The 24,618-nt window shown below is 61.7% G+C and carries 20 protein-coding genes and 1 tRNA gene; 4 read left to right on the top strand and 17 right to left on the bottom strand.

The window, feature by feature from the left end; genetic code table 11:
* From fusA to rpsL, 3 genes are all read right to left on the bottom strand, one after another.
* Positions 1-1,430 (bottom strand): elongation factor G (gene fusA / locus B5V02_RS28040; RefSeq protein WP_111547292.1); only part of this gene is annotated, 1,430 nt, incomplete at its 3' end.
* Between the two features lie 29 nt (positions 1,431-1,459).
* Positions 1,460-1,930 (bottom strand): 30S ribosomal protein S7, encoded by a 471-nt coding sequence (gene rpsG, locus B5V02_RS28035; RefSeq protein ID WP_008875664.1) that lies wholly within the window; start codon positions 1,928-1,930, stop codon positions 1,460-1,462.
* Positions 1,931-2,005: 75 nt separating this feature from the next.
* Positions 2,006-2,377: a 30S ribosomal protein S12 gene (gene rpsL / locus B5V02_RS28030; protein ID WP_006333356.1), complete on the bottom strand. Its 372-nt coding sequence runs from the start codon at positions 2,375-2,377 to the stop codon at positions 2,006-2,008.
* A gap of 476 nt (positions 2,378-2,853) precedes the next feature.
* Here rpsL and B5V02_RS28025 point away from each other — a divergent pair, with 476 nt between their 5' ends.
* From B5V02_RS28025 to B5V02_RS28015, 3 genes are all read left to right on the top strand, one after another.
* Positions 2,854-3,135 carry a transcriptional regulator gene (locus B5V02_RS28025; RefSeq protein WP_111547291.1) on the top strand — a complete coding sequence of 94 codons (282 nt, stop codon included), beginning with the start codon at positions 2,854-2,856 and terminating at the stop codon, positions 3,133-3,135.
* Positions 3,136-3,151: 16 nt separating this feature from the next.
* Complete coding sequence (locus tag B5V02_RS28020; RefSeq protein ID WP_111547290.1) at positions 3,152-4,264, top strand: PLP-dependent cysteine synthase family protein; 1,113 nt, start codon at positions 3,152-3,154, stop codon at positions 4,262-4,264.
* 89 nt (positions 4,265-4,353) lie between these two features.
* Positions 4,354-5,280 (top strand): Gfo/Idh/MocA family protein, encoded by a 927-nt coding sequence (locus tag B5V02_RS28015; protein ID WP_111547289.1) that lies wholly within the window; start codon positions 4,354-4,356, stop codon positions 5,278-5,280.
* A 6-nt stretch (positions 5,281-5,286) separates the two neighbouring features.
* Here B5V02_RS28015 and B5V02_RS28010 read toward each other — a convergent pair whose 3' ends face one another.
* The 9 genes from B5V02_RS28010 to secE all read right to left on the bottom strand — a co-directional run bounded on the left by B5V02_RS28010 (position 5,287) and on the right by secE (position 18,176).
* Complete coding sequence (locus B5V02_RS28010) at positions 5,287-5,952, bottom strand: O-methyltransferase (protein ID WP_111547288.1); 666 nt, start codon at positions 5,950-5,952, stop codon at positions 5,287-5,289.
* A gap of 110 nt (positions 5,953-6,062) precedes the next feature.
* Positions 6,063-10,259, bottom strand: coding sequence for a DNA-directed RNA polymerase subunit beta' (gene rpoC, locus B5V02_RS28005; protein ID WP_111547293.1), 4,197 nt, complete (start codon positions 10,257-10,259; stop codon positions 6,063-6,065).
* Between the two features lie 130 nt (positions 10,260-10,389).
* The gene (gene rpoB / locus B5V02_RS28000; RefSeq protein WP_111547287.1) at positions 10,390-14,526 is read right to left on the bottom strand and encodes a DNA-directed RNA polymerase subunit beta; all 4,137 of its coding nucleotides are present in this window, start codon (positions 14,524-14,526) and stop codon (positions 10,390-10,392) included.
* 252 nt (positions 14,527-14,778) lie between these two features.
* A complete protein-coding gene (gene rplL / locus B5V02_RS27995; RefSeq protein ID WP_095089666.1) occupies positions 14,779-15,156 on the bottom strand; it encodes a 50S ribosomal protein L7/L12 in 378 nt (125 codons plus the stop codon).
* A 54-nt stretch (positions 15,157-15,210) separates the two neighbouring features.
* On the bottom strand, positions 15,211-15,729 hold the full coding sequence (gene rplJ, locus B5V02_RS27990) for a 50S ribosomal protein L10 (RefSeq protein WP_095089664.1): 519 nt from the start codon (positions 15,727-15,729) through the stop codon (positions 15,211-15,213).
* A gap of 398 nt (positions 15,730-16,127) precedes the next feature.
* A complete protein-coding gene (gene rplA, locus B5V02_RS27985) occupies positions 16,128-16,826 on the bottom strand; it encodes a 50S ribosomal protein L1 (RefSeq protein ID WP_111547286.1) in 699 nt (232 codons plus the stop codon).
* A 4-nt stretch (positions 16,827-16,830) separates the two neighbouring features.
* Positions 16,831-17,259 (bottom strand): 50S ribosomal protein L11, encoded by a 429-nt coding sequence (gene rplK / locus B5V02_RS27980; RefSeq protein WP_006333334.1) that lies wholly within the window; start codon positions 17,257-17,259, stop codon positions 16,831-16,833.
* A gap of 158 nt (positions 17,260-17,417) precedes the next feature.
* A complete protein-coding gene (nusG, locus tag B5V02_RS27975) occupies positions 17,418-17,945 on the bottom strand; it encodes a transcription termination/antitermination protein NusG (protein WP_013531409.1) in 528 nt (175 codons plus the stop codon).
* Between the two features lie 27 nt (positions 17,946-17,972).
* Positions 17,973-18,176, bottom strand: a complete 204-nt coding sequence (gene secE, locus B5V02_RS27970; RefSeq protein ID WP_013531408.1) for a preprotein translocase subunit SecE — start codon at positions 18,174-18,176, stop codon at positions 17,973-17,975.
* Between the two features lie 958 nt (positions 18,177-19,134).
* Between secE and B5V02_RS27960 the strand changes: the two genes are divergently transcribed.
* Complete coding sequence (locus B5V02_RS27960) at positions 19,135-21,129, top strand: phospholipase D-like domain-containing protein (RefSeq protein ID WP_111547284.1); 1,995 nt, start codon at positions 19,135-19,137, stop codon at positions 21,127-21,129.
* Between the two features lie 202 nt (positions 21,130-21,331).
* Here B5V02_RS27960 and B5V02_RS27955 read toward each other — a convergent pair.
* The 5 genes from B5V02_RS27955 to B5V02_RS27935 form a co-directional block, all read right to left on the bottom strand.
* A tRNA-Trp gene (locus tag B5V02_RS27955) sits at positions 21,332-21,407 on the bottom strand.
* 80 nt (positions 21,408-21,487) lie between these two features.
* Complete coding sequence (locus tag B5V02_RS27950; protein ID WP_111547283.1) at positions 21,488-22,039, bottom strand: putative glycolipid-binding domain-containing protein; 552 nt, start codon at positions 22,037-22,039, stop codon at positions 21,488-21,490.
* A 30-nt stretch (positions 22,040-22,069) separates the two neighbouring features.
* Positions 22,070-22,552: a group II truncated hemoglobin gene (locus B5V02_RS27945; protein ID WP_111547282.1), complete on the bottom strand. Its 483-nt coding sequence runs from the start codon at positions 22,550-22,552 to the stop codon at positions 22,070-22,072.
* A 100-nt stretch (positions 22,553-22,652) separates the two neighbouring features.
* Positions 22,653-24,320: a COG3904 family protein gene (locus B5V02_RS27940; protein WP_111547281.1), complete on the bottom strand. Its 1,668-nt coding sequence runs from the start codon at positions 24,318-24,320 to the stop codon at positions 22,653-22,655.
* Between the two features lie 164 nt (positions 24,321-24,484).
* Positions 24,485-24,618: EF-Tu C-terminal domain-related protein (locus B5V02_RS27935; RefSeq protein ID WP_477422135.1), on the bottom strand; the 134-nt coding region annotated here is incomplete at its 5' end.

The raw sequence follows: 24,618 nt of genomic DNA, 5'->3' as shown, positions 1-24,618 counted from the left end.
TCGACCTTGAACTCGCGACGCATGCGGTCGACGATGATGTCGAGGTGAAGCTCGCCCATGCCGGAAATGATCGTCTGGCCGCTTTCCTCGTCGGTCTTGACGCGGAAGGACGGATCCTCGGCGGCCAGGCGGTGAAGGGCGAGGCCCATCTTTTCCTGGTCGTTCTTGGTCTTCGGCTCGATCGCGATCTGGATGACCGGATCCGGGAATTCCATGCGCTCGAGGATGACCGGATGCAGCGGATCGCTGAGCGTGTCGCCAGTGGTCGTGTCCTTGAGGCCAGCCAGAGCGACGATGTCACCGGCAAAAGCTTCTTCGACGTCGGCGCGCGAGTTCGCATGCATCTGCAGCATGCGGCCGATGCGCTCCTTCTTGCCCTTCACGGTGTTGTCGACCGAGATGCCCTTGGTAAGCTTGCCCGAATAGATGCGCGCAAAGGTGAGCGAACCGACGAACGGGTCGTTCATGATCTTGAAGGCGAGCATCGACAGCGGCTCGTTGTCGTCGGCGTGACGCTCGATCTCGGCGTCGGTCTTGGCATCGACGCCCTTGATGGCCGGAACATCGGCCGGCGACGGCAGATATTCGACGACGGCGTCGAGCAGCGGCTGCACGCCCTTGTTCTTGAAGGCCGAGCCGCAGAACATCGGATAGAACTTCACCGCGATGGTGCCCTTGCGGATCAGCGCGCGGATCTCGTCATTCGACGGCATCTTGCCTTCGAGGTAATTCTCGAGTGCCGTCTCGTCCATTTCGACGGCGGCTTCGATCATCTTCTCGCGGTATTCCTCGGCACGAGCCTGAAGGTCGGCCGGGATCTCGACGACGTCCCAGGCAGCGCCCAGCGTCTCGTCGCGCCAGACCAGCGCGTTCATCTCGACGAGGTCGACAACGCCCTTGAACTCGGTCTCGGCGCCGATCGGCAGCTGCATGACGACGGCATGCGCACCGAGGCGCGAACCGATCATCTCGACCGAGCGGTAGAAGTCGGCGCCGATCTTGTCCATCTTGTTGCAGAAGATCATGCGCGGGACGCGGTACTTGTCCGCCTGACGCCAGACGGTTTCCGTCTGCGGCTCGACACCGGCGTTGGCGTCGAGGAGCGCAATGGCGCCGTCGAGCACGCGCAGCGAACGCTCGACTTCGATGGTGAAGTCGACGTGTCCGGGGGTGTCGATGATGTTGAAGCGGTACATCTTGCCGCTGCGACCCTTCCAGAAGGTCGTGGTCGCGGCGGACGTGATGGTGATGCCGCGCTCCTGCTCCTGCTCCATCCAATCCATGGTGGCAGCGCCGTCGTGGACTTCGCCGATCTTGTGCGACTTGCCCGTGTAATAGAGGACGCGCTCGGTGGTCGTCGTCTTGCCGGCGTCAATATGCGCCATGATACCGAAATTGCGGTAGTCTTCGATTTTATATTCGCGGGCCATCGTAGCTGCCTCTCAGTCTCGTTCGCGCTTTACCAGCGGTAGTGCGCGAAAGCGCGGTTGGCTTCAGCCATCTTGTGGGTGTCTTCACGCTTCTTGACGGCGGTGCCGCGGTTGTTGGCCGCGTCCATCAGCTCGCCGGAAAGGCGGTCGACCATGGTCGTCTCGTTGCGGTTGCGGGCCGCGGCGATCAGCCAGCGAATGGCCAGCGCCTGACGGCGCTCGGGGCGCACATCGACCGGAACCTGGTAGGTGGCGCCGCCGACACGACGCGAACGCACTTCCACATGCGGCGCGACATTGTCGAGCGCCTGATGGAAGACGGTGACCGGCTCCTGCTTGGTCTTCGACTGAACCTGGTCGAGCGCGCCGTAGACGATGGTCTCGGCAACCGACTTCTTGCCGTCATACATGACGGCGTTCATGAACTTGGTGACGATCAGATCGCCGAACTTCGGGTCCGGATTGATCTCACGCTTTTCTGCACTGTGACGACGCGACATTTTTTCTCTGCCTCAATTATGCGTGGTGGCCTTGATCCCGGATGCTTGCCCGGGATGACCTTCGCTACGCTTCGGTCACTTCGGACGCTTGGCGCCGTACTTCGAACGGCGCTGCTTGCGGTTCTTCACACCCTGCGTGTCGAGCACGCCGCGGATGATGTGGTAGCGAACGCCCGGAAGATCCTTGACGCGGCCGCCGCGGATCATGACCACGGAGTGCTCCTGAAGGTTGTGACCTTCGCCGGGGATGTACCCGATCACTTCAAAACCATTGGTCAGGCGGATCTTGGCCACCTTGCGCAGCGCCGAGTTCGGCTTCTTCGGCGTCGTTGTATAGACGCGTGTGCAGACGCCCCGCTTCTGCGGGTTCTGCTGCATGGCCGGGACCTTGTTGCGCTTCACCGGCGCAATGCGCGGCTTGCGGATCAGCTGGTTGACGGTAGGCATTAAACCCTCTTGTCTCTCAATTCCGTGTCTCGCCCGGTCAGGGCCGCTCAAAGCGTCATTTCCATACGCAAATTCGGGCCACGAACCGCGCCTCGCGGTCTTGCCCGAACAAATGGCAGAGGAAGCGAAACCGCTTCGTGCACGCCGGAAATGTCTTTTCGCTCGTAAAACGAACCCTGTTTGAGGCAAACTCCAAAGCGTGTCGCTTCGGAAGGGAGAGCCTCACATCGGTTCTGACTGGGCGGCTTCTACTCGTAAGACCGCGAACCGTCAAGCCCGGGGCGCCAAATATTGCGCGCCAATCAAGGCTCGGCAGCCATGCGAAAAACGCATGTAATTTTCTTTCGCAATTTTGCAAGGGCGAGGAAGAAAGTGACCGGCTTTCGGCTGTTGCGCGGCCCTGCTTCATGCGAAAAGGCCGCATGAGCAGTCAATATCCCCTCGCCCGCCCGCAATCTGCCAAGAGGAATCGGCCCGTGAACGACAATGATGAGCGCCCGGTCACCATCATCACCGGCCGGGTGTGGAAGAAAAAGGGCGGCAAGCCGGAAGGCGTGCACGTGATGCTGGTCGCCCCCGACGACGATTCGGCGGTGCGCCGGGCGCTCGAATCGCTCGCGGCGGAAGGTTACGCCGAAGCCGAACTCGACCAGATCGGCGACATGGACGGCGTGCCCGACGAAGAGCCGCATCTTTCTGCCTTCCAGGGCGCGCTCGAGGGCGAAGTGTCGATCGTTACTTTCGACGTGCCGATCTGAAACCAGGACGCCGATAATGGCCGGAGCGGAAGTGGTTGGACCTGCGTCCCGGAGCTGGGCCGACCGGGCCATCGCGGCGATCGAGGCCGACCAGCACCGCTCGGCCGACACGCATCTGTGGAAGCTGGATCTGCCGGCGCTGGTCGGCATCGACTTCTACCTCAAGGATGAATCGACCCATCCGACCGGCAGCCTGAAGCACCGGCTGGCGCGTTCGCTGTTTCTCTATACGCTGTGCAATGGCCTGATCCGCGAAGGCGCGCCGGTGATTGAAGCGTCGTCGGGTTCGACCGCGGTGTCGGAGGCCTATTTCGCCCGCATGATCGGTGTGCCGTTCTACGCGGTGATGCCGCGATCGACGTCGCGTGAAAAGATAGCAGCGATCGAGCACTATGGCGGCAACTGTCATTTCATCGACGACGGCAGGCGCATCTATGCCGAGTCGGCCGAACTCACCGAGCGGCTTGGCGGCCATTTCATGGACCAGTTCACCCATGCCGAGCGCGCCACCGACTGGCGCGGCAACAACAACATCGCCGAATCGATTTTCGGGCAGATGCGCGAGGAGCGGTATCCGATTCCCGCCTGGATCGTGATGAGCGCCGGCACCGGTGGCACGACCGCCACGATCGGTCGCTTCCTGCGCTACAAGCAGCATGCGACGCGGCTGTCGGTTGCCGATGTCGAGCGCTCCGCCTTCTTTGACGGCTATGCCGCGCACGATCGCAATAGCCGCTGCGAACAGCCGTCGCGGATAGAGGGCATCGGCCGGCCGCGCATGGAGCCGTCCTTCGTGCCAGGCGTCATCGACCATATGCTGCGGATCCCGGACGCGGTCTCCCTGGCGGCAATGCGGGTGTTGTCGCGCCGCCTCGGCCGCCGTGTCGGCGGTTCGACCGGCACCAACTTCATCGCCATGTGCTTTCAGGCCGCGCGCATGATCGAGGAAGGCAAGGCCGGATCGCTGGTGACGTTGATCTGCGATTCCGGTGATCGCTATGCCAACACCTATTATTCCGACGAATGGCTGGCTGCGAACAGCCTCGACCCCTCACCTTTCGAACCGGCGATCGAGGCCTTTCTGTCGGGTGGAAAACTGACCTTGCCGTTCGAGGAAAGCTGGGGCTGATTTTTCGGCTTCGGCTTGTCGGCTTCGGCTTGCCGGGGGCAAGTGTTCTGATAAGAAACCACCACCATCATTCAACAGACGGAGCGGCCGTGTCCCAGCGCATCAAGATTGGCATCGTCGGCGTCGGCAAAATCGTCCGCGACCAGCACCTGCCGGCCCTGGCGAAAGACCAGGACTATCGCCTCATCGCGGCCGCCAGCCGGCACGGCAAGGTGGAAGACATCCCGAATTTCCCTGATATCGAATCCATGCTCGACGCGGTGCCGGAGCTTGAGGCCGTCTCGCTCTGCATGCCGCCGCAGTTTCGCTATGACGCGGCGCGCACAGCGCTGGAGGCGAAAAAACACGTCTTCCTGGAGAAGCCGCCCGGCGCCACCGTCAGTGAGGTCGAGAACCTCAAGGCATTGGCCGCGAAAAACGGCGTCTCGCTGTTCGCTAGCTGGCATTCGCGCTATGCGCCGGCGGTCGGGGCCGCGCGTGCCTTCCTGAGTTCGGCCAAGATCAAGTCCGCCGCCATCAACTGGAAGGAGGACGTGCGTCGCTGGCACCCGAACCAGGAATGGATCTGGGCCCCCGGCGGCTTCGGCGTCTTCGATCCAGGCATCAACGCACTGTCGATCGTGACCCACATCCTGCCGCCGATGTTCATCACCTCGGCCGTGCTCGATTTTCCCGAAAACCGCGCCGCGCCGGTCGCGGCACACGTCACCTTCCGCACCTCGAATGGATTGCCGGTGACGATGGAACTCGACTGGCTCCAGACCGGCCCGCAAAGCTGGGACATTGTCGCCGACACCGACAAGGGCGCCATGGTGCTGTCAGGCGGCGGCTCGAAGCTCGCCATCGACGGCCGCGTCGTCCATGACGAGCCGGAAGCGGAATACCCGATGCTCTACAAGCGCTTTGCCGAGATTGTCCGCGCCGGCAGCTCCGATGTTGATCTGGCTCCGCTTCAGCATGTCGCCGATGCCTTCATGCTCGGCAAGCGAAACGTGGTCGATGCGTTTTTTGATTGAACGCGGTCAATCCACAATAGCGATTGCAAAGCCGTCATAGCCCTTGGCCCCGACAGTCTGGATGGCGGTGCCGTCCAATCGCTTATCGCTCCCGATGAAGGAAAACGCCGCCCGCGCACCTTCGACGTTGGCGTCATGGCCGTCGTCATCGAGTACCGCGCCGTCACGAATGACATTGTCGCAGACGATGACGGTCCCCGGACGTGACAGGCGCATGGCCCAGGACAGATAGTGTGGGTTGTTCGGCTTGTCGGCATCGATGAAGATGAGGTCGAACGGCCCGGCATCCTCGGTACTCAACGCGGCAAGTGATTCCAAGGCCGGCCCGATCCGCAGTTCTACCCGTTCCGACACCCCTGCCCGCTCAAAATTCGAGCGCGCGACCCTGGCGTGGTGCGGATCAAGTTCAAGCGTCACGATCTTGCCGTCGACGGGCAGGCCCCGCGCCAGCCAGATGGTCGAATAACCGCCCAGCGTGCCGATTTCGAGCACCATCCTGGCTCCCTGCATTCGCGCCAGAAGCGAGAGCAGCTTGCCTTGCGCCGGCGACACGTCGATCGCCGGCAGGCCTTGGTCGCGGTTGGTTGCCAGAACGGCATCGAGCGCCGTATCCGCCTCGAACAGAGCGTCGACGATGTAGTCGTCGACAGAAGCCCAAGTCTTTCTGCCCATCGCTTTCTTCTCCGATCCAATTCAAAGCACAAAAGTCTCGCGCACAAACAAAAAAATGGGCCGCCGGGTTGCCCCGACGGCCTTGTTGCCTGAGATTCCTGCCGCCGCGCTTACTGCGCGGCGGTTGTCATGTCGGCCAGCATCGGCTCGGCGACTTCCACACCGGAGGCCTTGCGGCGCTCGTCGATGATGAGTTCGTCGCGCGAGGTGGCGATGCGCCGGATCTGGCTCATCGTGCCGCCGGTACCGGCCGGGATAAGCCGGCCGACGATGACGTTTTCCTTCAGCCCCTGCAGCATGTCGGTCTTGCCGGCAACCGCGGCTTCCGTCAGCACCCTGGTGGTCTCCTGGAAGGAGGCGGCCGAGATGAAGGACGGCGTCTGCAGCGATGCCTTGGTGATGCCCAGGAGCACCGGCTGGCCTTCGGCCGGCTTCTTGCCGTCCTCGATCAGACGCTCGTTGACCTCTTCCAGCTCGATCACGTCGACGTGGTCGCCCGGAATGTAGGTCGAGTCGCCCTGCGTGGTGATCTCGACCTTCTGCAGCATCTGGCGAACGATCACCTCGATGTGCTTGTCGTTGATCGACACGCCCTGCAGACGGTAGACTTCCTGAATCTCGTTGACGAGGTAGGAAGCAAGTGCCTCCACGCCCTTGATCGCCAGGATGTCGTGCGGCGCAGGATTGCCGTCGAGGATGTAGTCGCCCTTCTCGATGACGTCGCCGTCCTGGAGATGGAACGGCTTGCCCTTCGGGATCAGGTATTCGACCGGCTCAAGCGTCGAGTCATGCGGCTCGATGATGATGCGACGCTTGTTCTTGTAGTCGCGGCCGAAGCGGATCGTGCCGTCGATCTCGGCGATGATGGCGTGATCCTTCGGACGGCGTGCCTCGAACAGTTCGGCAACACGCGGCAGACCGCCGGTGATGTCCTTGGTCTTGGCGCTTTCCATCGGGATACGCGCCAGCACGTCGCCGGGGCGTACCTGAGCACCCGGCTCGACCGAAAGAATGGCCTCGACCGAGAGCAGGAAGCGAGCGTCACCGCCCTTCGACAGCTTGCCGACCTTGCCCTTGGCGTCCTGGATGGCAATCGCCGGCTTGAGGTCGTTGCCGCGTGGCGTCGAGCGCCAGTCGATGACCTCACGCTTGGTGATGCCGGTCGACTCGTCGGCCGTTTCCTGAACGGAAATGCCGTCGACCAGATCCTCGTACGACACCCTGCCCTCGATTTCGGTGAGGACCGGGCGGGTATAGGGATCCCACTCGGCGATACGCTGGCCGCGCTTCACCTTGTCGCCATCGTCCACGAAGATACGCGAACCATAGGTGAGACGGTGCGTGGCGCGCTCCTTGCCGGCTTCATCGAGGATCAGCACCGCCATGTTGCGGCCCATGACCATCTGCTGGCCATCCGAGTTGCGCACCACGTTGCGGTTGCGGATCTCGACCTTGCCCTCGTAGGAGGCTTCAAGGAACGAGCTATCCACCACCTGCGCCGTACCACCCATGTGGAAGGTACGCATGGTGAGCTGGGTGCCCGGCTCGCCGATCGACTGCGCCGCGATGACGCCGACAGCTTCGCCCTGGTTGACCGGGGTGCCGCGGGCAAGATCGCGTCCGTAGCAGACCGCGCAGACGCCAACCCTGACCTCGCAGGTCAGTGCAGAGCGGATGCGGACCGACTGGACGCCGGCTTTTTCGATCTTTTCCACGTCGCGTTCGTCCATCAGCGTTCCGGCCTTGACCAGAACCTCGCCCGACACCGGATGGGTGATGTCGTCGAGCGACGTACGGCCGAGCACGCGCTGGCCGACGGAAGCGACGACCTGGCCGGCATCGACGATCGGCTGCATGGTGAGGCCCTTGTCGGTACCGCAGTCGACGGAGTTGACGATGCAGTCCTGCGCCACGTCGACCAGACGACGGGTGAGGTATCCCGAGTTCGCCGTCTTCAAGGCGGTGTCGGCCAGACCCTTGCGGGCACCGTGGGTCGAGTTGAAGTACTCGAGCACGGTCAGGCCTTCCTTGAAGTTCGAGATGATCGGCGTCTCGATGATTTCACCCGACGGCTTGGCCATCAGGCCGCGCATGCCGGCGAGCTGACGCATCTGGGTGGGCGAGCCACGCGCACCGGAGTGCGACATCATGTAGATCGAGTTCATCGGCTTCTGACGGCCATTGTCCTCGAACTCGACCGCCTTGATGCGGGCCATCATTTCGTCGGCGACCTTTTCCGAGCACTTGGCCCAGGCGTCGACGACCTTGTTGTACTTCTCGCCCTGCGTGATCAGACCGTCATTGTACTGCTGCTCGTATTCCTTGGCCAAAGCCTCGGTGTCGGAGACCAGCTTGATCTTGGCATCGGGGATCAGCATGTCGTCCTTGCCGAACGAAATGCCGGCACGGCAGGCATGGCTGAAGCCGAGCGCCATGATGCGATCGCAGAAAATGACCGTCTCCTTCTGACCGCAATGGCGGTAGACGGTGTCGATCATCTTGGAGATGTTCTTCTTGGTCATCTCCTGGTTGGCGGTCTCGTAAGGCACGTTGACGTTCTTCGGCAGAAGCTCGCCGATGATCATGCGGCCAGGGGTGGTGTCGTAGATCTTCGACACGACCTTGCCTTCGGCATCGACCGAACGGAAACGACCGCGGATCTTGGAGTGCAGCGTCACCGCCTTGGTCTCGAGCGCATGCTGGAGTTCGCCCATGTCGGCAAACACCATGCCCTCGCCCGGTTCGTTCTGATTGACGATCGAGAGATAGTAGAGACCCAGAACCATGTCCTGCGACGGCACGATGATCGGCGCGCCGGAAGCCGGGTGCAGGATGTTGTTGGTCGACATCATCAGCACGCGGGCTTCAAGCTGCGCTTCCAGCGACAGCGGCACGTGAACGGCCATCTGGTCGCCGTCGAAGTCGGCGTTGAAGGCCGTGCAGACCAGCGGGTGCAGCTGGATCGCCTTGCCTTCGATCAGGATCGGCTCGAACGCCTGGATGCCGAGACGGTGCAGCGTCGGCGCGCGGTTCAAGAGCACCGGATGCTCGCGGATGACCTCGTCGAGGATATCCCAGACTTCCGGACGTTCCTTCTCGACCAGCTTCTTGGCCTGCTTGACGGTCGAGGAGTAACCCTTGGCGTCAAGACGGGCGTAGATGAAGGGCTTGAACAGTTCGAGCGCCATCTTCTTCGGCAGGCCGCACTGGTGCAGCTTGAGCTCCGGACCGGTCACGATGACCGAGCGGCCGGAATAGTCGACGCGCTTGCCGAGCAGGTTCTGACGGAACCGGCCCTGCTTGCCCTTGAGCATGTCGGACAGCGACTTCAGCGGACGCTTGTTGGCGCCGGTGATGACGCGGCCGCGGCGGCCGTTGTCGAACAGCGCATCGACGGCTTCCTGCAGCATGCGCTTTTCATTGCGCACGATGATGCCGGGGGCGCGCAGCTCGATCAGCCGCTTCAGACGGTTGTTGCGGTTGATGACGCGGCGATAGAGGTCGTTCAGATCCGACGTGGCGAAACGGCCGCCGTCCAGCGGGACGAGCGGACGCAGGTCCGGCGGGATCACCGGAACCACTTTCATGATCATCCATTCCGGACGGTTGCCGGATTCCATGAAGTTCTCGACGACCTTGAGCCGCTTCAGATACTTCTTCTGCTTCAGCTCGGAGGTGGTCGAAGCCAGTTCCGAACGCAGGTCGCCGGCGATCTTCTCCAGGTCCATGCCGGCCAGAAGGTCATGAATGGCCTCGGCGCCGATCATGGCGGTGAAGCTGTCCTCGCCATACTCGTCGACGGCGATCATGTACTCTTCCTCGCTGAGCAGCTGGTGCTCCTTCAGCGCGGTGAGGCCAGGTTCGGTGACGATGTAGTTCTCGAAGTAGAGGACGCGCTCGATGTCCTTCAGGGTCATGTCGAGCAGCGTGCCGATGCGCGACGGCAGCGACTTCAGGAACCAGATATGGGCGACGGGCGCGGCGAGCTCGATATGGCCCATGCGCTCGCGGCGAACCCGCGACAGCGTGACTTCGACGCCGCACTTCTCGCAGATGACGCCCTTGTACTTCATGCGCTTGTACTTGCCGCACAGGCACTCATAGTCCTTGATCGGACCAAAAATGCGCGCGCAGAACAGACCGTCACGCTCCGGCTTGAAGGTGCGGTAGTTGATGGTCTCCGGCTTCTTGATCTCGCCGAACGACCAGGACAGAATCTTCTCAGGGCTGGCCAGCGATATCCGGATGGAATCGAACACCTGTGCCGGTGCCTGGGGATTGAAGAGATTCATGACCTCTTGGTTCATGCCGTTCTCCTTTTCGGGGTCCTCGAAAACCCCTTGCATCTAGTCGCGAGCCAAACGCCCGCCGTCTTTGTCGGCCACTGGCCGTCGAATTCGATAGGCGCGCCGCGGCTTTCCGCGGCGCGCCATTGCCTTACTCGGCCGCGTCGGGGAGCCGGATCGGGTTGTCGTCGAGCTTGGTGTTCTCCAGCTCGACATTGAGGCCAAGAGACCGCATTTCCTTGACGAGAACGTTGAAGCTCTCCGGAATGCCGGCCTCGAAGGTGTCGTCGCCACGGACGATCGCCTCGTAGACCTTGGTGCGGCCGGCGACGTCGTCCGACTTCACCGTCAGCATTTCCTGCAGCGTGTAGGCGGCGCCGTATGCTTCCAGCGCCCAGACCTCCATTTCGCCGAAGCGCTGGCCACCGAACTGCGCCTTGCCGCCCAGCGGCTGCTGGGTGACGAGCGAGTACGGACCGATCGAACGCGCGTGGATCTTGTCGTCCACGAGATGGTGAAGCTTGAGCATGTAGATGTAGCCCATCGTCACCTTGCGATCGAACGGCTCGCCGGTGCGTCCGTCATAGAGCTGCGACTGACCGCTGGTGTGCAGGCCCGCCTGCTCCAGCATGATGTTGATGTCAGCCTCATGCGCGCCGTCGAACACCGGGGTCGCGATCGAGACGCCGCGGCGCATCTGCTCGCTGAGGCGAACGATGCTCTCGTCGTCATACTCGCGGACCGGCTCGTTGCGGTCGTTGGCCGGTATGAAGCTCTCGAGCGTCTTGCGCAGCGGCTTGATGTCGCCGGCCACCTTGTACGCATCGATCAGCTCGCCGATCTTCCTACCCATGCCGGCGCAAGCCCAGCCCAGATGCGTTTCCAGGATCTGGCCGACATTCATGCGGCTCGGCACACCCAGCGGGTTGAGCACGATATCGGCATGCGTGCCGTCCTCGAGGAAAGGCATGTCCTCGACCGGAACGATCCGCGACACGACACCCTTGTTGCCGTGACGGCCGGCCATCTTGTCGCCGGGCTGCATCTTGCGCTTCACGGCCACGAAGACCTTGACCATCTTCATCACGCCGGGAGGCATTTCGTCGCCGCGCTGGACCTTCTCGACCTTGTCCATGAAGCGCTGTTCGAGCGCCTTCTTGGAGTCGTCGTACTGGCCACGCAGGGCTTCCAGTTCGCTCTGGAGCTTTTCGTTCTCCACCGCAAACTGCCACCACTGCGAACGCGGGTACTCGTCGAGCGTGTCCTTGGACAGCGTCGAGCCCTTCTTGAAGCCTTTCGGTCCAGCGATCGCTTCCTTGCCGACGAGAACGTCAGAAAGACGCGCGTAGACGTTACGGTCCAGAATGGCCTGCTCGTCGTCGCGGTCCTTGGCGAGGCGTTCGATCTCCTCGCGCTCGATCGCCATGGCGCGCTCATCCTTCTCCACACCGTGGCGATTGAAGACGCGCACCTCGACGACGGTGCCGAAGGTGCCCGGAGGCATGCGCATCGAGGTGTCGCGCACGTCCGATGCCTTTTCGCCGAAGATGGCGCGCAGAAGCTTCTCTTCCGGCGTCATCGGGCTTTCGCCCTTCGGCGTGATCTTGCCGACCAGGATGTCGCCCGGCTGAACTTCGGCACCGATATAGACGATGCCGGCTTCGTCGAGGTTCTTCAGCGCTTCTTCCGAGACGTTCGGAATATCGCGCGTGATTTCCTCCGGACCGAGCTTGGTATCGCGCGCCATGACCTCGAACTCCTCGATATGGATCGAGGTGAAGACGTCGTCGGCGACGATGCGCTCGGACAAGAGGATCGAGTCCTCGTAGTTGTAGCCGTTCCACGGCATGAACGCGACCAGCACGTTGCGGCCGAGCGCCAGATCACCGAGCTCCGTCGAAGGACCGTCGGCGATGATGTCGCCCTTGTTGACCCGGTCACCCATGCGCACCAGCGGACGCTGGTTGATGCAGGTGTTCTGGTTCGAACGCTGGAACTTCATCAGACGGTAGATGTCGACCCCGGACTTGCCCGGATCGAGATCTTCGGTGGCGCGGATAACGATACGCGTCGCGTCCACCTGGTCGACGATGCCGCCGCGGCGGGCGCCGATGGCGGCGCCCGAGTCACGAGCGACGATCGGCTCCATGCCGGTGCCGACGAACGGCGCCTCGGCGCGCACCAGCGGCACGGCCTGACGCTGCATGTTCGAGCCCATCAGCGCGCGGTTGGCGTCGTCGTTCTCGAGGAACGGGATCAGGGCCGCGGCCACCGACACCATCTGCTTGGGCGACACGTCCATCAGGTCGACGTTTTCGCGCGGCGCCATCATCACTTCACCGGCGCTGCGGCAAATGACGAACTCGTCGACGAAGCCGCCATTCTTGTCGAGCTCGGCATTGGCCTGCGCGACATGGTGCTTGGCTTCTTCCATCGCCGAGAGATAGACGACGTCATTGGTCAGCTTGCCGTCGACGATCTTGCGGTACGGGCTCTCGATGAAACCGTACTTGTTGACGCGTGCGAAGGTGGCCAGCGAGTTGATCAGACCGATATTCGGGCCTTCCGGCGTCTCGATCGGGCAGATGCGGCCGTAATGCGTCGGGTGCACGTCGCGCACTTCGAAGCCGGCGCGCTCGCGGGTCAGACCGCCCGGTCCAAGCGCCGACAGGCGGCGCTTGTGGGTGATCTCCGACAGCGGGTTGGTCTGATCCATGAACTGCGACAGCTGCGAGGAACCGAAGAACTCGCGCACGGCGGCAGCCGCCGGCTTGGCGTTGATCAGGTCCTGCGGCATCACCGTGTCGATCTCGATCGAGGACATACGCTCCTTGATCGCGCGCTCCATGCGCAGCAGGCCGACGCGGTACTGGTTTTCCATCAACTCGCCGACCGAACGAACGCGGCGGTTGCCGAGATTGTCGATGTCGTCGATTTCGCCCTTGCCGTCGCGCAGTTCGACCAGCGTCCTGACCACGGCCAGGATGTCGTCCTTGCGCAGCACGCGCACGGTGTCCTCGGCCTTGAGCTCAAGGCGCATGTTCATCTTGACGCGGCCAACGGCCGACAGATCGTAGCGCTCGCTGTCGAAGAACAGCGAGTTGAACATGGCTTCGGCGGTTTCGAGCGTCGGCGGCTCGCCGGGGCGCATGACACGATAGATGTCGAACAGCGCGTCCTGGCGGCTCTCGTTCTTGTCGACGTTGAGCGTGTTGCGGATATAGGCGCCGACATTGACGTGGTCGATGTCGAGAACCTTGATCTCGTTTTCACCAGTGCCAAGCAGCACCTTCAGCGTCTTCTCGTCGATCTCGTCGCCGGCTTCGAGGAAGATCTCGCCGGTGGCATAGTTGACGATGTCCTCGGCCAGGTAGTTGCCGAGCAGATCCTCGTCGGTCGCCTTGATCGCCTTGAGACCCTTTTCGCCAAGCGCCCTGGCCTGGCGGGCCGTGATCTTCTTGCCGGCTTCGACAACGACTTCGCCCGTATCGGCATCGACCAGGTCGCCGACAGCCTTGAGGCCGCGGAAGCGCTCGACGTTGAACGGAATGCGCCAGTGGTCGCCGGCGCGCTTGTAGGTGATCTTGTTGTAGAAGGTCGACAGGATCTCTTCGCCGTCCATACCGAGCGCCATCAGCAGCGACGTCACCGGAATCTTGCGGCGGCGGTCGATGCGGGCGTGCACGACGTCCTTGGAATCGAACTCGATGTCGAGCCACGAGCCGCGATAGGGGATGACGCGCGCGGCAAACAGAAGTTTGCCCGACGAGTGCGACTTGCCCTTGTCATGGTCGAAGAAGACGCCCGGCGAGCGGTGCATTTGCGAAACGATGACGCGCTCGGTGCCGTTGACGATGAAGGTGCCGTTCAGGGTCATGAGCGGCATGTCGCCCATGTAGACGTCCTGCTCCTTGATGTCCTTGATCGACTTGGCGCCGGTATCCTCGTCGATATCGAACACGATGAGGCGCAGCGTCACCTTCAGCGGCGCGGCATAGGTCAGGTCGCGCTGACGGCATTCGTCAACGTCGAATTTCGGTCCTTCGAACTCGTACTTCACGAACTCCAGCATCGAGGAGCCGGAAAAGTCCTGAATCGGGAAGACCGACTTGAAGACGGCCTGCAGTCCCTCGTCCGGACGCCCACCCTTGGGCTCCGCCACCATCAGGAACTGGTCATAGGATGCCTTCTGAACCTCGATCAGGTTCGGCATCTCCGCAACTTCCGGGATCTTTCCGAAGAACTTGCGTACGCGTCTGCGGCCATTGAAAGTCTGGGTCTGGGCCATCGTCGCTCCTTAGCTCTAAACTCGGGACGAGCCTCGCCGCGGCTCGCCTTGCATTCTGGGCCACCTGGGCGGCGACCCTCTGTCTGTTTTCCCGGCGCCTGTCGGCGGCCGGCTAAAACGGGAGAAAACCCGTTTCCTGAAGGCCGGTTTGCGGCCCTCAGGAAAGAGGTTCTCGTACGTCTCGCGCTACGCGTGCTCCCTCCGGCCGAAGGGAGTGGCGGACGGCGCGAGGCCGTCCGCCGCTTTTTACGCTTACTTCAGGTCGACCTTGGCGCCGGCTGCTTCCAGCTGGGCCTTGAACTTGTCAGCGTCGGCCTTGGAAACGCCTTCCTTGACCGGCTTCGGAGCCGCTTCGACCAGATCCTTGGCTTCCTTGAGGCCAAGACCGGTGATGGCGCGGACTTCCTTGATGACGTTGATCTTCTGAGCGCCTGCCTCGGTGAGGACGACGTCGAATTCCGTCTTTTCCTCGGCCGGAGCAGCAGCAGCCGCACCACCGCCAGCGGCGGCAACAGCCACCGGAGCAGCGGCGGAGACGCCCCACTTTTCTTCCAGAAGCTTCGACAGCTCGGCCGCCTCGAGGACGGTCAGCTTCGAAAGGTCGTCTACGATCTTTGCGAGATCAGCCATTGTTGTATTCCTTCATAAGGTTCGAACGTGTGTTTGTGATAGCGAGGAACGGCCTCATGCCGCCTCGTCCTTCCGGGCGTAAGCGCCGATGACGCGCGCGACCGAAGCCGCTGGCGCATTGACGATCTGGGCGATCCGGGTTGCCGGCGTGGCGATCATGCCAACCAGCCTGGCGCGCAGCTCATCGAGCGACGGAAGTGTGGCGAGTGCCTTCACACCGTCGGCGTTGAGCGAGGTGGTGCCCATTGCGCCACCGAGAATGACGAGCTTGTCATTTCCCTTGGCGAAATCGGACGCGACCTTCGGCGCCGCAATCGGATCCTCCGAATAAGCAATCAGCGTCTGTCCCTTGAACAGGTCGATGATCGATGCGGAGTCCGTGCCCTGAAGAGCGATTTTGGCGAGACGGTTCTTCGCGACTTTGACGGTGCCACCGGCGGCGCGCATTTTCGACCGAAGGTCGTTCATTTGCGCGACGGTGATACCGGCGTAGTGGGCCACGACCACTGAACCTGCGTTCGAGAACGCACCGTTCAGGCCCGTGACGAGTTCGCGTTTTTCCGCTCTGTCCACTGCCTATCTCCAGTTGACCCCCATCCTGTTAACGGGAACATTCCCATTCACGAGGACAGGCGTCGGGTTGCCTTTTGTCGGCCGGGCCATCCAGTAACGGATCTCCCGAACGACGCTCGAGGATCCTGCCCCCTTTCGCCACATCACCCGGCAAGCCGGACGATGCGCAGACAAAAGGCAAACACGGTTCGAACCTTTCATTGGAGCAGTCGCTCCGTTGTCCGGTCTTCACCCGTCTCATGCAGGCCCACATGAATTAAGGCTTTGGGGCCGCCCGCAATCTCGGACAGGATGTCCGGAAGTCTTTCGACTTCCGGCACCGGGCCGCCAACCTAGATCGGAGGCCCGGAATTCTTTTACGGATCAGTCCTTTAACGGCCGATCCCAAATAAAGCTTATCAGGACGCCGCGAGCGTCGAGACGTCGAGCTTGAGGCCCGGGCCCATCGTCGAGGTGACCGACACCTTCTTGACGTAGTTGCCCTTGGCGCCAGCCGGCTTTGCCTTGGTCACCGCGTCAGCGAAGGCGCGGATGTTCTCTTCCAGGGCCTTGACCTCGAACGAGACCTTGCCGACGCCGGCATGAACGATGCCGGCCTTCTCGACGCGGAACTCGACTGCGCCGCCCTTCGATGCCTTGACGGCGGCGGCAACGTCGGTGGTGACGGTGCCAACCTTCGGGTTCGGCATCATGCCACGCGGACCGAGCACCTTGCCGAGACGGCCGACGAGCGGCATCATGTCCGGCGTGGCGATGCAGCGATCAAAATCGATCGTGCCCTTCTGGACAATGTCGACCAGATCCTCGGCACCAACGATGTCGGCGCCAGCAGCCTTGGCTTCCTCGGCCTTGTCGCCGCGTGCGAACACGGCGACGCGAACCGAGCGGCCGGTGCCGTTCGGCAGGTTGACCACGCCGCGGACCATCTGGTCGGCATGGCGCGGGTCGACGCCGAGGTTCATGGCGACTTCGACGGTTTCGTCGAACTTGACCGAGGAACGGTCCTTGAGCAGCTTCAGCGCTTCACCCAGGGCGTAAGCCTTGTTGGGATCGATGCCTTCGCGGGTCTTCGATACACGCTTTGCAATCTTTGCCATGATCTTAGCCCACCACTTCCAGACCCATCGAGCGGGCGGAGCCCTCGACCATGCGCATGGCCGCCTCGACGTCGTTTGCGTTCAGATCCTTCATCTTCTGCTCGGCGATGGCGCGTACCTTGTCGCGGCCGATCGTGCCGGCCTTGATCTTGCCCGGCTCTTTCGAACCCGACGTCAGGTTCGCCGCCTTCTTCAGGAAGTAGCTCACCGGCGGCGTCTTCATGACGAAGGTGAAGGACTTGTCCTGGTAGTAGGTGATGACGACCGGAATCGGCGATCCCTTTTCCATTTCCTGGGTCTGCGCGTTGAACGCCTTGCAGAATTCCATGATGTTGATGCCACGCTGACCAAGCGCCGGGCCGATCGGGGGAGACGGCGTGGCCGATCCCGCTTTGACCTGGAGCTTGAGCTGGCCTGCAATTTTCTTAGCCATCTCTTTTCCTGCCTTTGTCTATGCCGGCCTTGCCGGCGGTTGCAGTCTGGTGGTGCGATCCATGCGACCGGCTAAGCCGCATTCGTCTCCCACCGTTCTCAAAGCCGCGCGATCTCCGCGCCGCCCTTCCCTGCCGCACTTGGCGGCGGGATTTCGGATCAGCCCTTTTCGACCTGTCCGAATTCCAGATCGACAGGCACGGCGCGCCCGAAGATCGAAACTTCCACCTTGAGCCGCGCCCGCTCCTCGTCCACTTCCTGGACGAAACCGTTGAACGACGCGAAGGGACCATCCGAAACGCGGATCGCCTCGCCGATCTCGAACGTGACCGAGGGCTTCGGCCGCTCGACGCCTTCCTGCACCTGGTTCAGGATGCGCTGCGCTTCCGCCTCGGTGATCGGCACCGGCTTGGAGTCGCCCAGGAAGCCGGTGACCTTCGGCGTGTTCTTGACCAGCGAGAACACCGCGTCGGTCAGATTGGCCTTCAGCAGCACATAGCCCGGGAAGAACTTGCGCTCGGCATCGACCTTGCGGCCGCGACGAACCTCGACGACCTTCTCGGTCGGCACCACGATCTGGTGGATATCGGCGGACAGGCCCTTCTGCTTGGCCTTGTTCTCGATGTCCTCGGCGACCTTCTTTTCAAAGTTCGAATAGGCGTGGACGATGTACCACCGCGCAGTCATTTCAAGACTTCTCCGTAATCGCCGGACTTAGCGTCCGATGCCAAGAATCTGCTCGACCGCGAGGCCCATGAGCTGATCGGCTGTGAAGAAAAAGATCATCGCGATCACAGCGAAAGCCAGAACCATGACCGTCGAGATCATCGTTTCGCGCCGCGACGGCCAAGTCACCTTGGCGGTCTCCGCGCGAACCTGCTGGAGAAAGACGAAAGGATTTGTGGTTTTCGAAGCCATATGCCGCTCTGTCTTCAAGACCCGTTGGCCGGGTCCCCTGGATGATCCCGCTGGCCGGGACGTGCCGCCTGGGCTTGTTTTCGCGCCGAATCAGCGCAAACATTTCGCCCATGCAAATCAGACGCGTAAAGCCGGCTTCCCAGCTCCACGCGTCGCGTGTCTGTTTCGTCTACATAAAACCGATTCTTGATCCACGCAAGTGGCAAGTGTCCGCTTTATGACCAAACGCCGCCTCGGAACCATCCAGTCGTTCCGTCCCGGCTATGGCGCCCTTATGCCCCAATCGCCCTAATATGGCAAGCGGGCCGCCGGTTTTCAAAGGCCAGCCCGGAGAAATATCGTTTTGATGGCCGGTTCGTGGCCCCGAGACCGGTTTAACGGGGCAGCCCAAGAAGCGTCAGCATGGCACCGCCGCAGGCGGAACGCGGGACTGACCGCCTCCGGCAAAGGGTGCTGCCTGGCCAGCAGATCCTGGTGTCGAAACTCTCGGACGGCCATATCCCAGTCTCCCTGCAGTCGAGTTGGGCAAATGGCACGCTCCCTTATGCTTTCGCCAAATATCTGAGACGCTTCAATATTTAGCTCGGATTGCTCGCGTTCGTTGGGCGCGCCGTCCGCGCGTTAGACGATGGAGAACGTTGCGAAGACTGTGCCGACCAACTCCATGTTGGCGGACTCGGGGATCGCCGTGACCGCAAAAAACGGATTCATGAGGCAACCCCTCACCCACGACTTGCGTTCGCATAAGAAATATCAGGGTAAAATAATTATCGCAACTAGACTTTACTTTACCTGGCTTATTCTGAAGAATAATACGCTTTCTGTGCAGAAGGCCGAACTGGACGGGTCTTCTTTATACATTTAGCCGCCTTATAAAATCGAGCCGGCGGGGTAGCAGTACGATTGGTGGTAGGCCAGATAGCTGGATCAGGCCGTTGTTCTTCCAAGGGAGGATGAGATGGTGCAGATCGTTAAAGCAACTGCAATCGTCAACAATGAAGTTGCGTTTCTCGCATGGCAAACCAACCCTGATCCGATCCCCGATTGCCTTGGCTTCCACATTGTTCGCGAATATCTCGATGCCAACGATCAGGTGACCAGCGAGCGCCCGCTTGCCGCCTATGTCGCCTTTGAAGGGCAGTCGAATCCAGACTGGCAGGCGCAGAACACGACCGTTTGGCCCGTGCAGAAGTTCAACTGGCGTGACCTCACGCTGCGGCGACACCGTGACAAGTTGGGTCTCCGGCCCGAGAATGAGAGGCTGCGATACCGTATCCGCCCGGTAGGTCGCTTTCGCCATGACCTCGAGGAAGTGGTGCCCATCCCCGAAAGCCATTGGGACGCAAAAACCAATCAGCGCGTCGAGCATCACTATCAGGGCGCACCTATCCGGCTCGGCTATCTGGGACCTGCGGCCCTCACCAATGTCGTCGTGGCCACCCGCCGCTTGGGATCGTTCCTCTCAACCTTCACCAACGGTATTCTCTCGAGCCAGTTCCTGATCCGCATGCTCGAAGAGGACGACGGCAAGATTGCGCCTAACGAACTTGCAGTTCGTCTGCGCGAACCAAATGACACACTGCGACGCTATCTGGCCGGCGACGTCCCGACGACTATAACCGAGTTCTTAAGCAGAGCTGGCGGGCAGTTTCATGCCGCCCTCTACGAGCTGGAGGATCGGCAGTTGCTTGACCTCCTGGTCGCCGCGGCACCCCGGATGCAGTTGATCCTGTCTGACGCAGGCTCCCGAGACACCAAGGACAAGATTACCAAGAAAGTCATTCACACCGACTATGACACAAGAAATAAGGATGCTCGCGCAGCACTGCGAGCAATCGCGGACGCGCCGCACGCGACGTTCGTCATGCAAGACCGGCTATTCAATGGCAGCGGCCACATCGGCCACAACAAGTTCGTGGTCTGGTCGGACGGGCAAGGACCCCAAGCGGTGCTTACCGGCTCGACCAACTGGACGTGGAGTGGCATTTCCGGTCAGAGCAACAATTGCATCGTTATCGAAGACGCTAACGTAGCGCGCGCATACCTCGACTACTGGCAACGTCTGTTCGACCACCCTTTGCCGCAGCCAGCGCACACGGGGGATGCCAACACCAGCGCGGACCAGGGCGACATCGTAAAGGACACCGACCGCACTCCGGTGACCGGCAATCTCGCTAACGGTGCCGCCTTTGAATGTTGGTTCTCGCCCAACGTTCCAGGCGCCGAACAGCCCCCTTCAGCGCGCGCCAAGCATCAACCGCCACCTCCACCCGACATGGACCGTCTCTTCTCACTGATGCGCCGTGCGCACCGCATAATTTTGTTCGCGGTGTTTTTGCCGTCCAAGGGCGGGGTACACTCGATCATCTCGCAAGCGATCGACCTCGGCTTGGCGGATACCAGCCTGGAGGTGGTCGGTGCGGTCTCCGATCCGATGGCTTGGGGTTACCAGCCCTCAGGCACTGGTCCAGATGGCAAGCCCTTGGTGCCGAGTTCGCCGTTCATTATCCAGCAGGGCGGTGTCAATGTCGTGCGCGCGACCGCGCTCACCGACAGGGATATCGGCCGCCAACTCGGCAATTTCGTCAACAAGGAAATTTTGAGCGCGGGCAAAGCGATCATCCACGACAAGATCCTGGTGATAGACCCGCTTGACCCGGAGAATTGCGTGGTCGCATTCGGCAGCCACAATCTGGGCTACAAGGCGTCCTACTCCAACGACGAAAACCTAACAATCGTGCGGCGTGATCCCGCGCTTGCCCAAGCGTATGCAGCGCATGTACTCGACGTATTCGATCATTACCGCTTCCGTGCAGCTGAGGCAGAGAAGTCGGCCGAACTAAAGCGGGCCGGCATCGCCGCATCATCAAGCCCGACCGATGGCTTCCTTAGCATTGACGACAATTGGCAGACCAAGGCAGATCGGCGGATTTCTGCCTATTTTGCGAAATAAATGCCTAGCAGCGTTGCTGGGTCGACGAAGGCAAGAAACCTAGCACGATAGACGTGAGCTTTCCCTTCGAGAATCGTGTGTTTTTCCGCCACCGTCAGACACTCCCTGCGGACGTGCAAGTTTGTGAAAGAGATGTGTAGGGCTAATTTCGGCTTCCTGGCCAAGCAAGGCGTTTTCTAAGTGCCTGATTCCAATGAAGGAATGGCACGGGCAGCAGGGCTCGAACCTACGACCTGCGGTTTTGGAGACCGCCGCTCTACCAACTGAGCTATGCCCGTACGTGCGCATGTCGGCGCAGCAGGCGCTTCCTAAAAGCTTCCGCACGCTCTGTAAAGAGCGGTTTGCCAGCAAACGCGCCTTAACCCCTGCGCCAGAAATCGGGATAGCTGACCACCAGCCCATCGCGGTCGATCTCGAGCTCCCGCTTGAAGTCGCTGGCGCGCGATTCATAGAGATATCGCCTGCCCTCTTCGAGGCATGTGTAGCGCTGCGGGTTGGCGACCACGGTGAGGGCCGGGAAATCGATGAAGGCGGTGGTGATCTCGGCACGTTGGCCGGTCGAAAGCCGCAAGCGCCGGATCGGCAGTGTGTTGGTGAACGGCGTGACGGTGAGATCAGGATCGAGAACGCCGTCGAGTTCGGGCATCGGCAGGCCGTCCCTGGTCCAGCGGCGATCGCCGTCGGCGGCAAGAACAAGCGTCTGGCCGCTACCGATTATGTCGACCATGACACTCCTGGCGTGCCAGTTCGCGTCGCAGGCGATGCGGTAGCGGACGGCAAACGGCGTTTGCCCGGAGCAGATGACGACGGAATCGGCCGAGACTTCCCCTGCCCGCTCCTGCAGCAGCAGGTGTTCGAGGCCGGGACCATCCCATTCGTGCCAGCGCACGATCTTCATATCTTCCAGCATCAGCCCGATCCCTCCCGTGGCGACTGCAGGCTACTTTGTTTCCGGTGGCCGATACGGGCCGCCCGGCACGCCCCAGCCCCAGGCCGGCATCGGTTCCGTCTCGGGATCGCAGGTCTCGCCGAGATTGGAGTTCATCTTGGCCAGCCGCGATCCCCACTCGACATAGCCCATGAAGGCCGAGCGGAATTCAGGATCGTCGGGCAGGCCGACCGCGTCGGCGGCATCGGCCAGGAGATTGATCCAGCGGCGACGCTGCTCCTCGGTCAGATGCTTGCCGAGATGATGCATCACCATCTCGCGATGGCCGCCAAACTTTTCGCTGTAGGTTTTCGGTCCGCCGAAAACCTCGCCGATGAACGCCGCCACATGGGCGGGATGATCCGGGGACATGGTCCTGAACACCGGCCCGACGACCGGGTCGCGCAGCACCTTGTCATAAAAAGTCTCCGTCAGGCGGTTCAGCGCCTCGGCGCCGCCAGCCCATTCGTACAATGTCGGGACGTCCTGGCCCATTTTCGATTCCTCCACCAGCCCCGAGACGACGATAGCGGAACTATCGGAGATGGCTCAACCTGCCTCGATGGCCAGCCTGTCGATCCGAAGTCGCGCTGCCCTACAATTTGGCCGGCGCTTCGGCCTGCGCGTTGGGCGATGATATCACACGGCAATTCTCGGGTTTCGGCGCCGCATCACAGATGGTGGCGCCGGTCAGCACGTCGACCGATTGCGGTCCTGTCGTCAGTCCAACCTTCAGCATCATGTCGGGTTCAAGCTGGCGCTCGACTGAGCGCCGCTCAATCGCGGTGAACAGACCGGGACCGATCGCCATCTCCTCAAGGTAGGCCTTAACCACCTGCTTCTGCCCCATCGGGTACAGGCCAAGCCGCGCCTGGGGACCGACAAGCCGTCTGACGCCGCCGGCAAGCATGAGAGCGCAGGCCGAATCGCACTCCCCTCCGGCATCGATGCTCAGCCCGGCATAGGCGCCGTCTTCATCCGCGCAGTCCGCCTCTCCCGGGTCGCAGCCAACGAAATCGGTTCGGGCAACGGCGACGTCGAGCTTCTTTTCATGGACAAGCCGCCCCGCCGCCAGAGCGCCAGACAGGTCACCTCCTTGCGAGTTGATCACCACAGGCAGCCGCCGGTTGCCAAGCGTGTCGAGCAACTGGCGCAGCTTCTGCGGGGTCTGAGCGGTAATCGCGCCTTCCGCCGAGATCCATTCCGGACAGTCGGGATTGCAGAGCGGGTTGCTGCCGCGAACCACGACAAAGCGCATGTCCTCACGCGCCTTTGCGGTCTCCGGTTCAGCCGTTGCGGCAGTCGCGGGTTTGGCCTCGGCCGTCACCGCAGCAGCCGGCAGCGTGACCTTGTCTGCCGGAGCCGGCACTTCCCGGCAATTCGCGGGCAATGGATTGGCGCGGCAGATGGTTCCCGCGGTCAGCATGTCGACGGAATCCAGGCTGGTGACCATCTTCATCCGAAGCATGTTTTGCACTTCCAGCTGGTGGATCGCGCTGACCGGGGTGTTCTTCATCGTCTCGAGCACGCCCTTTTCGACACCCATCCCGTTCAGATAGGCCGCCAGCCTCTTCTCCACCGCCTTGCTCATTTCGTAGGTCTTGTAGCTGCCGGCATTCTTTCGGCTGACGATTTTGGTGTTGAGTACCTTCTTCTTGCCGCCCACGATGCGATAGGTGGTCCGATACTGCAATTTCGTGCGGACATAGGTCGTGGTGATCTGATGAACGCCGAGATAGGCCTCTTCGCCGACCACACGCCGGACACCGCCGGCAAACATCAGCGGACAGGCGGAATTGCACATCGCGCCGCTGGCGTAGGGCTCACCAAAATAACGGGCGCCCCTGCCGTCGTTGCTCGTGCAGTCCTTCGCATCGGGCAGACAGCCGTCGAACCAGGTCTTGCCGACGGCGATATCGAGCTTGTTCTTGCGGATCAGCCGGCCAAGCGTCAGCGCCGCCTCGACATTGCCGCCGGGAGAATCGACGACGATCGGCAGCTTTCGGCCGTTGAGCGTTTTGAGCATGCGTTTGAACAAAGTCGGCGTTCCGGCTTCTATCGAGCCTTGAGCCGAGATCCATTCCGGGCAGATCGGCTCGCAGCCCGTTGCATTGCTGCGGACAATGACAAAGCGCATCGTTGGGCCGAGATCCCGGGCCGTATCCGCCGCAGAGGCGGCATGCCCCATGACAAGCAAGGCCAGCAGGCAGATCAGCCGCAGTGACCACAATGCCTGACGATCTGGAAGGCGCCCTGGAACCATTTGGGAAAATGCCCCTTGATGCAACCTATCCTAGTCGAGCCCCAGAGGCTTGCAACAGGGTTCGGGCGACAATACGGGCACCGCATCGCTATGCGAAAAGAAAAAGGGCGGTCGCAAGGACCGCCCTTTCTGTTTCGGACCCGACCGGCAGATGCCGGCGTCGGTTATTCCTTGATGGTGACGACGATGCCGGCACCGACGGTGCGGCCGCCTTCACGGATGGCGAAGCGCAGCTTCTCTTCCATGGCGATCGGCACGATCAGTTCGACATCGACCGTGATGTTGTCGCCCGGCATCA

Source organism: Mesorhizobium kowhaii (genome assembly GCF_003253745.1).
Classification (GTDB): Bacteria; Pseudomonadota; Alphaproteobacteria; order Rhizobiales; family Rhizobiaceae; genus Mesorhizobium; species Mesorhizobium kowhaii.
The sequence above is the reverse complement of the archived record's forward strand: the minus strand, read 5'-3'. Positions and strand labels throughout refer to the sequence as shown.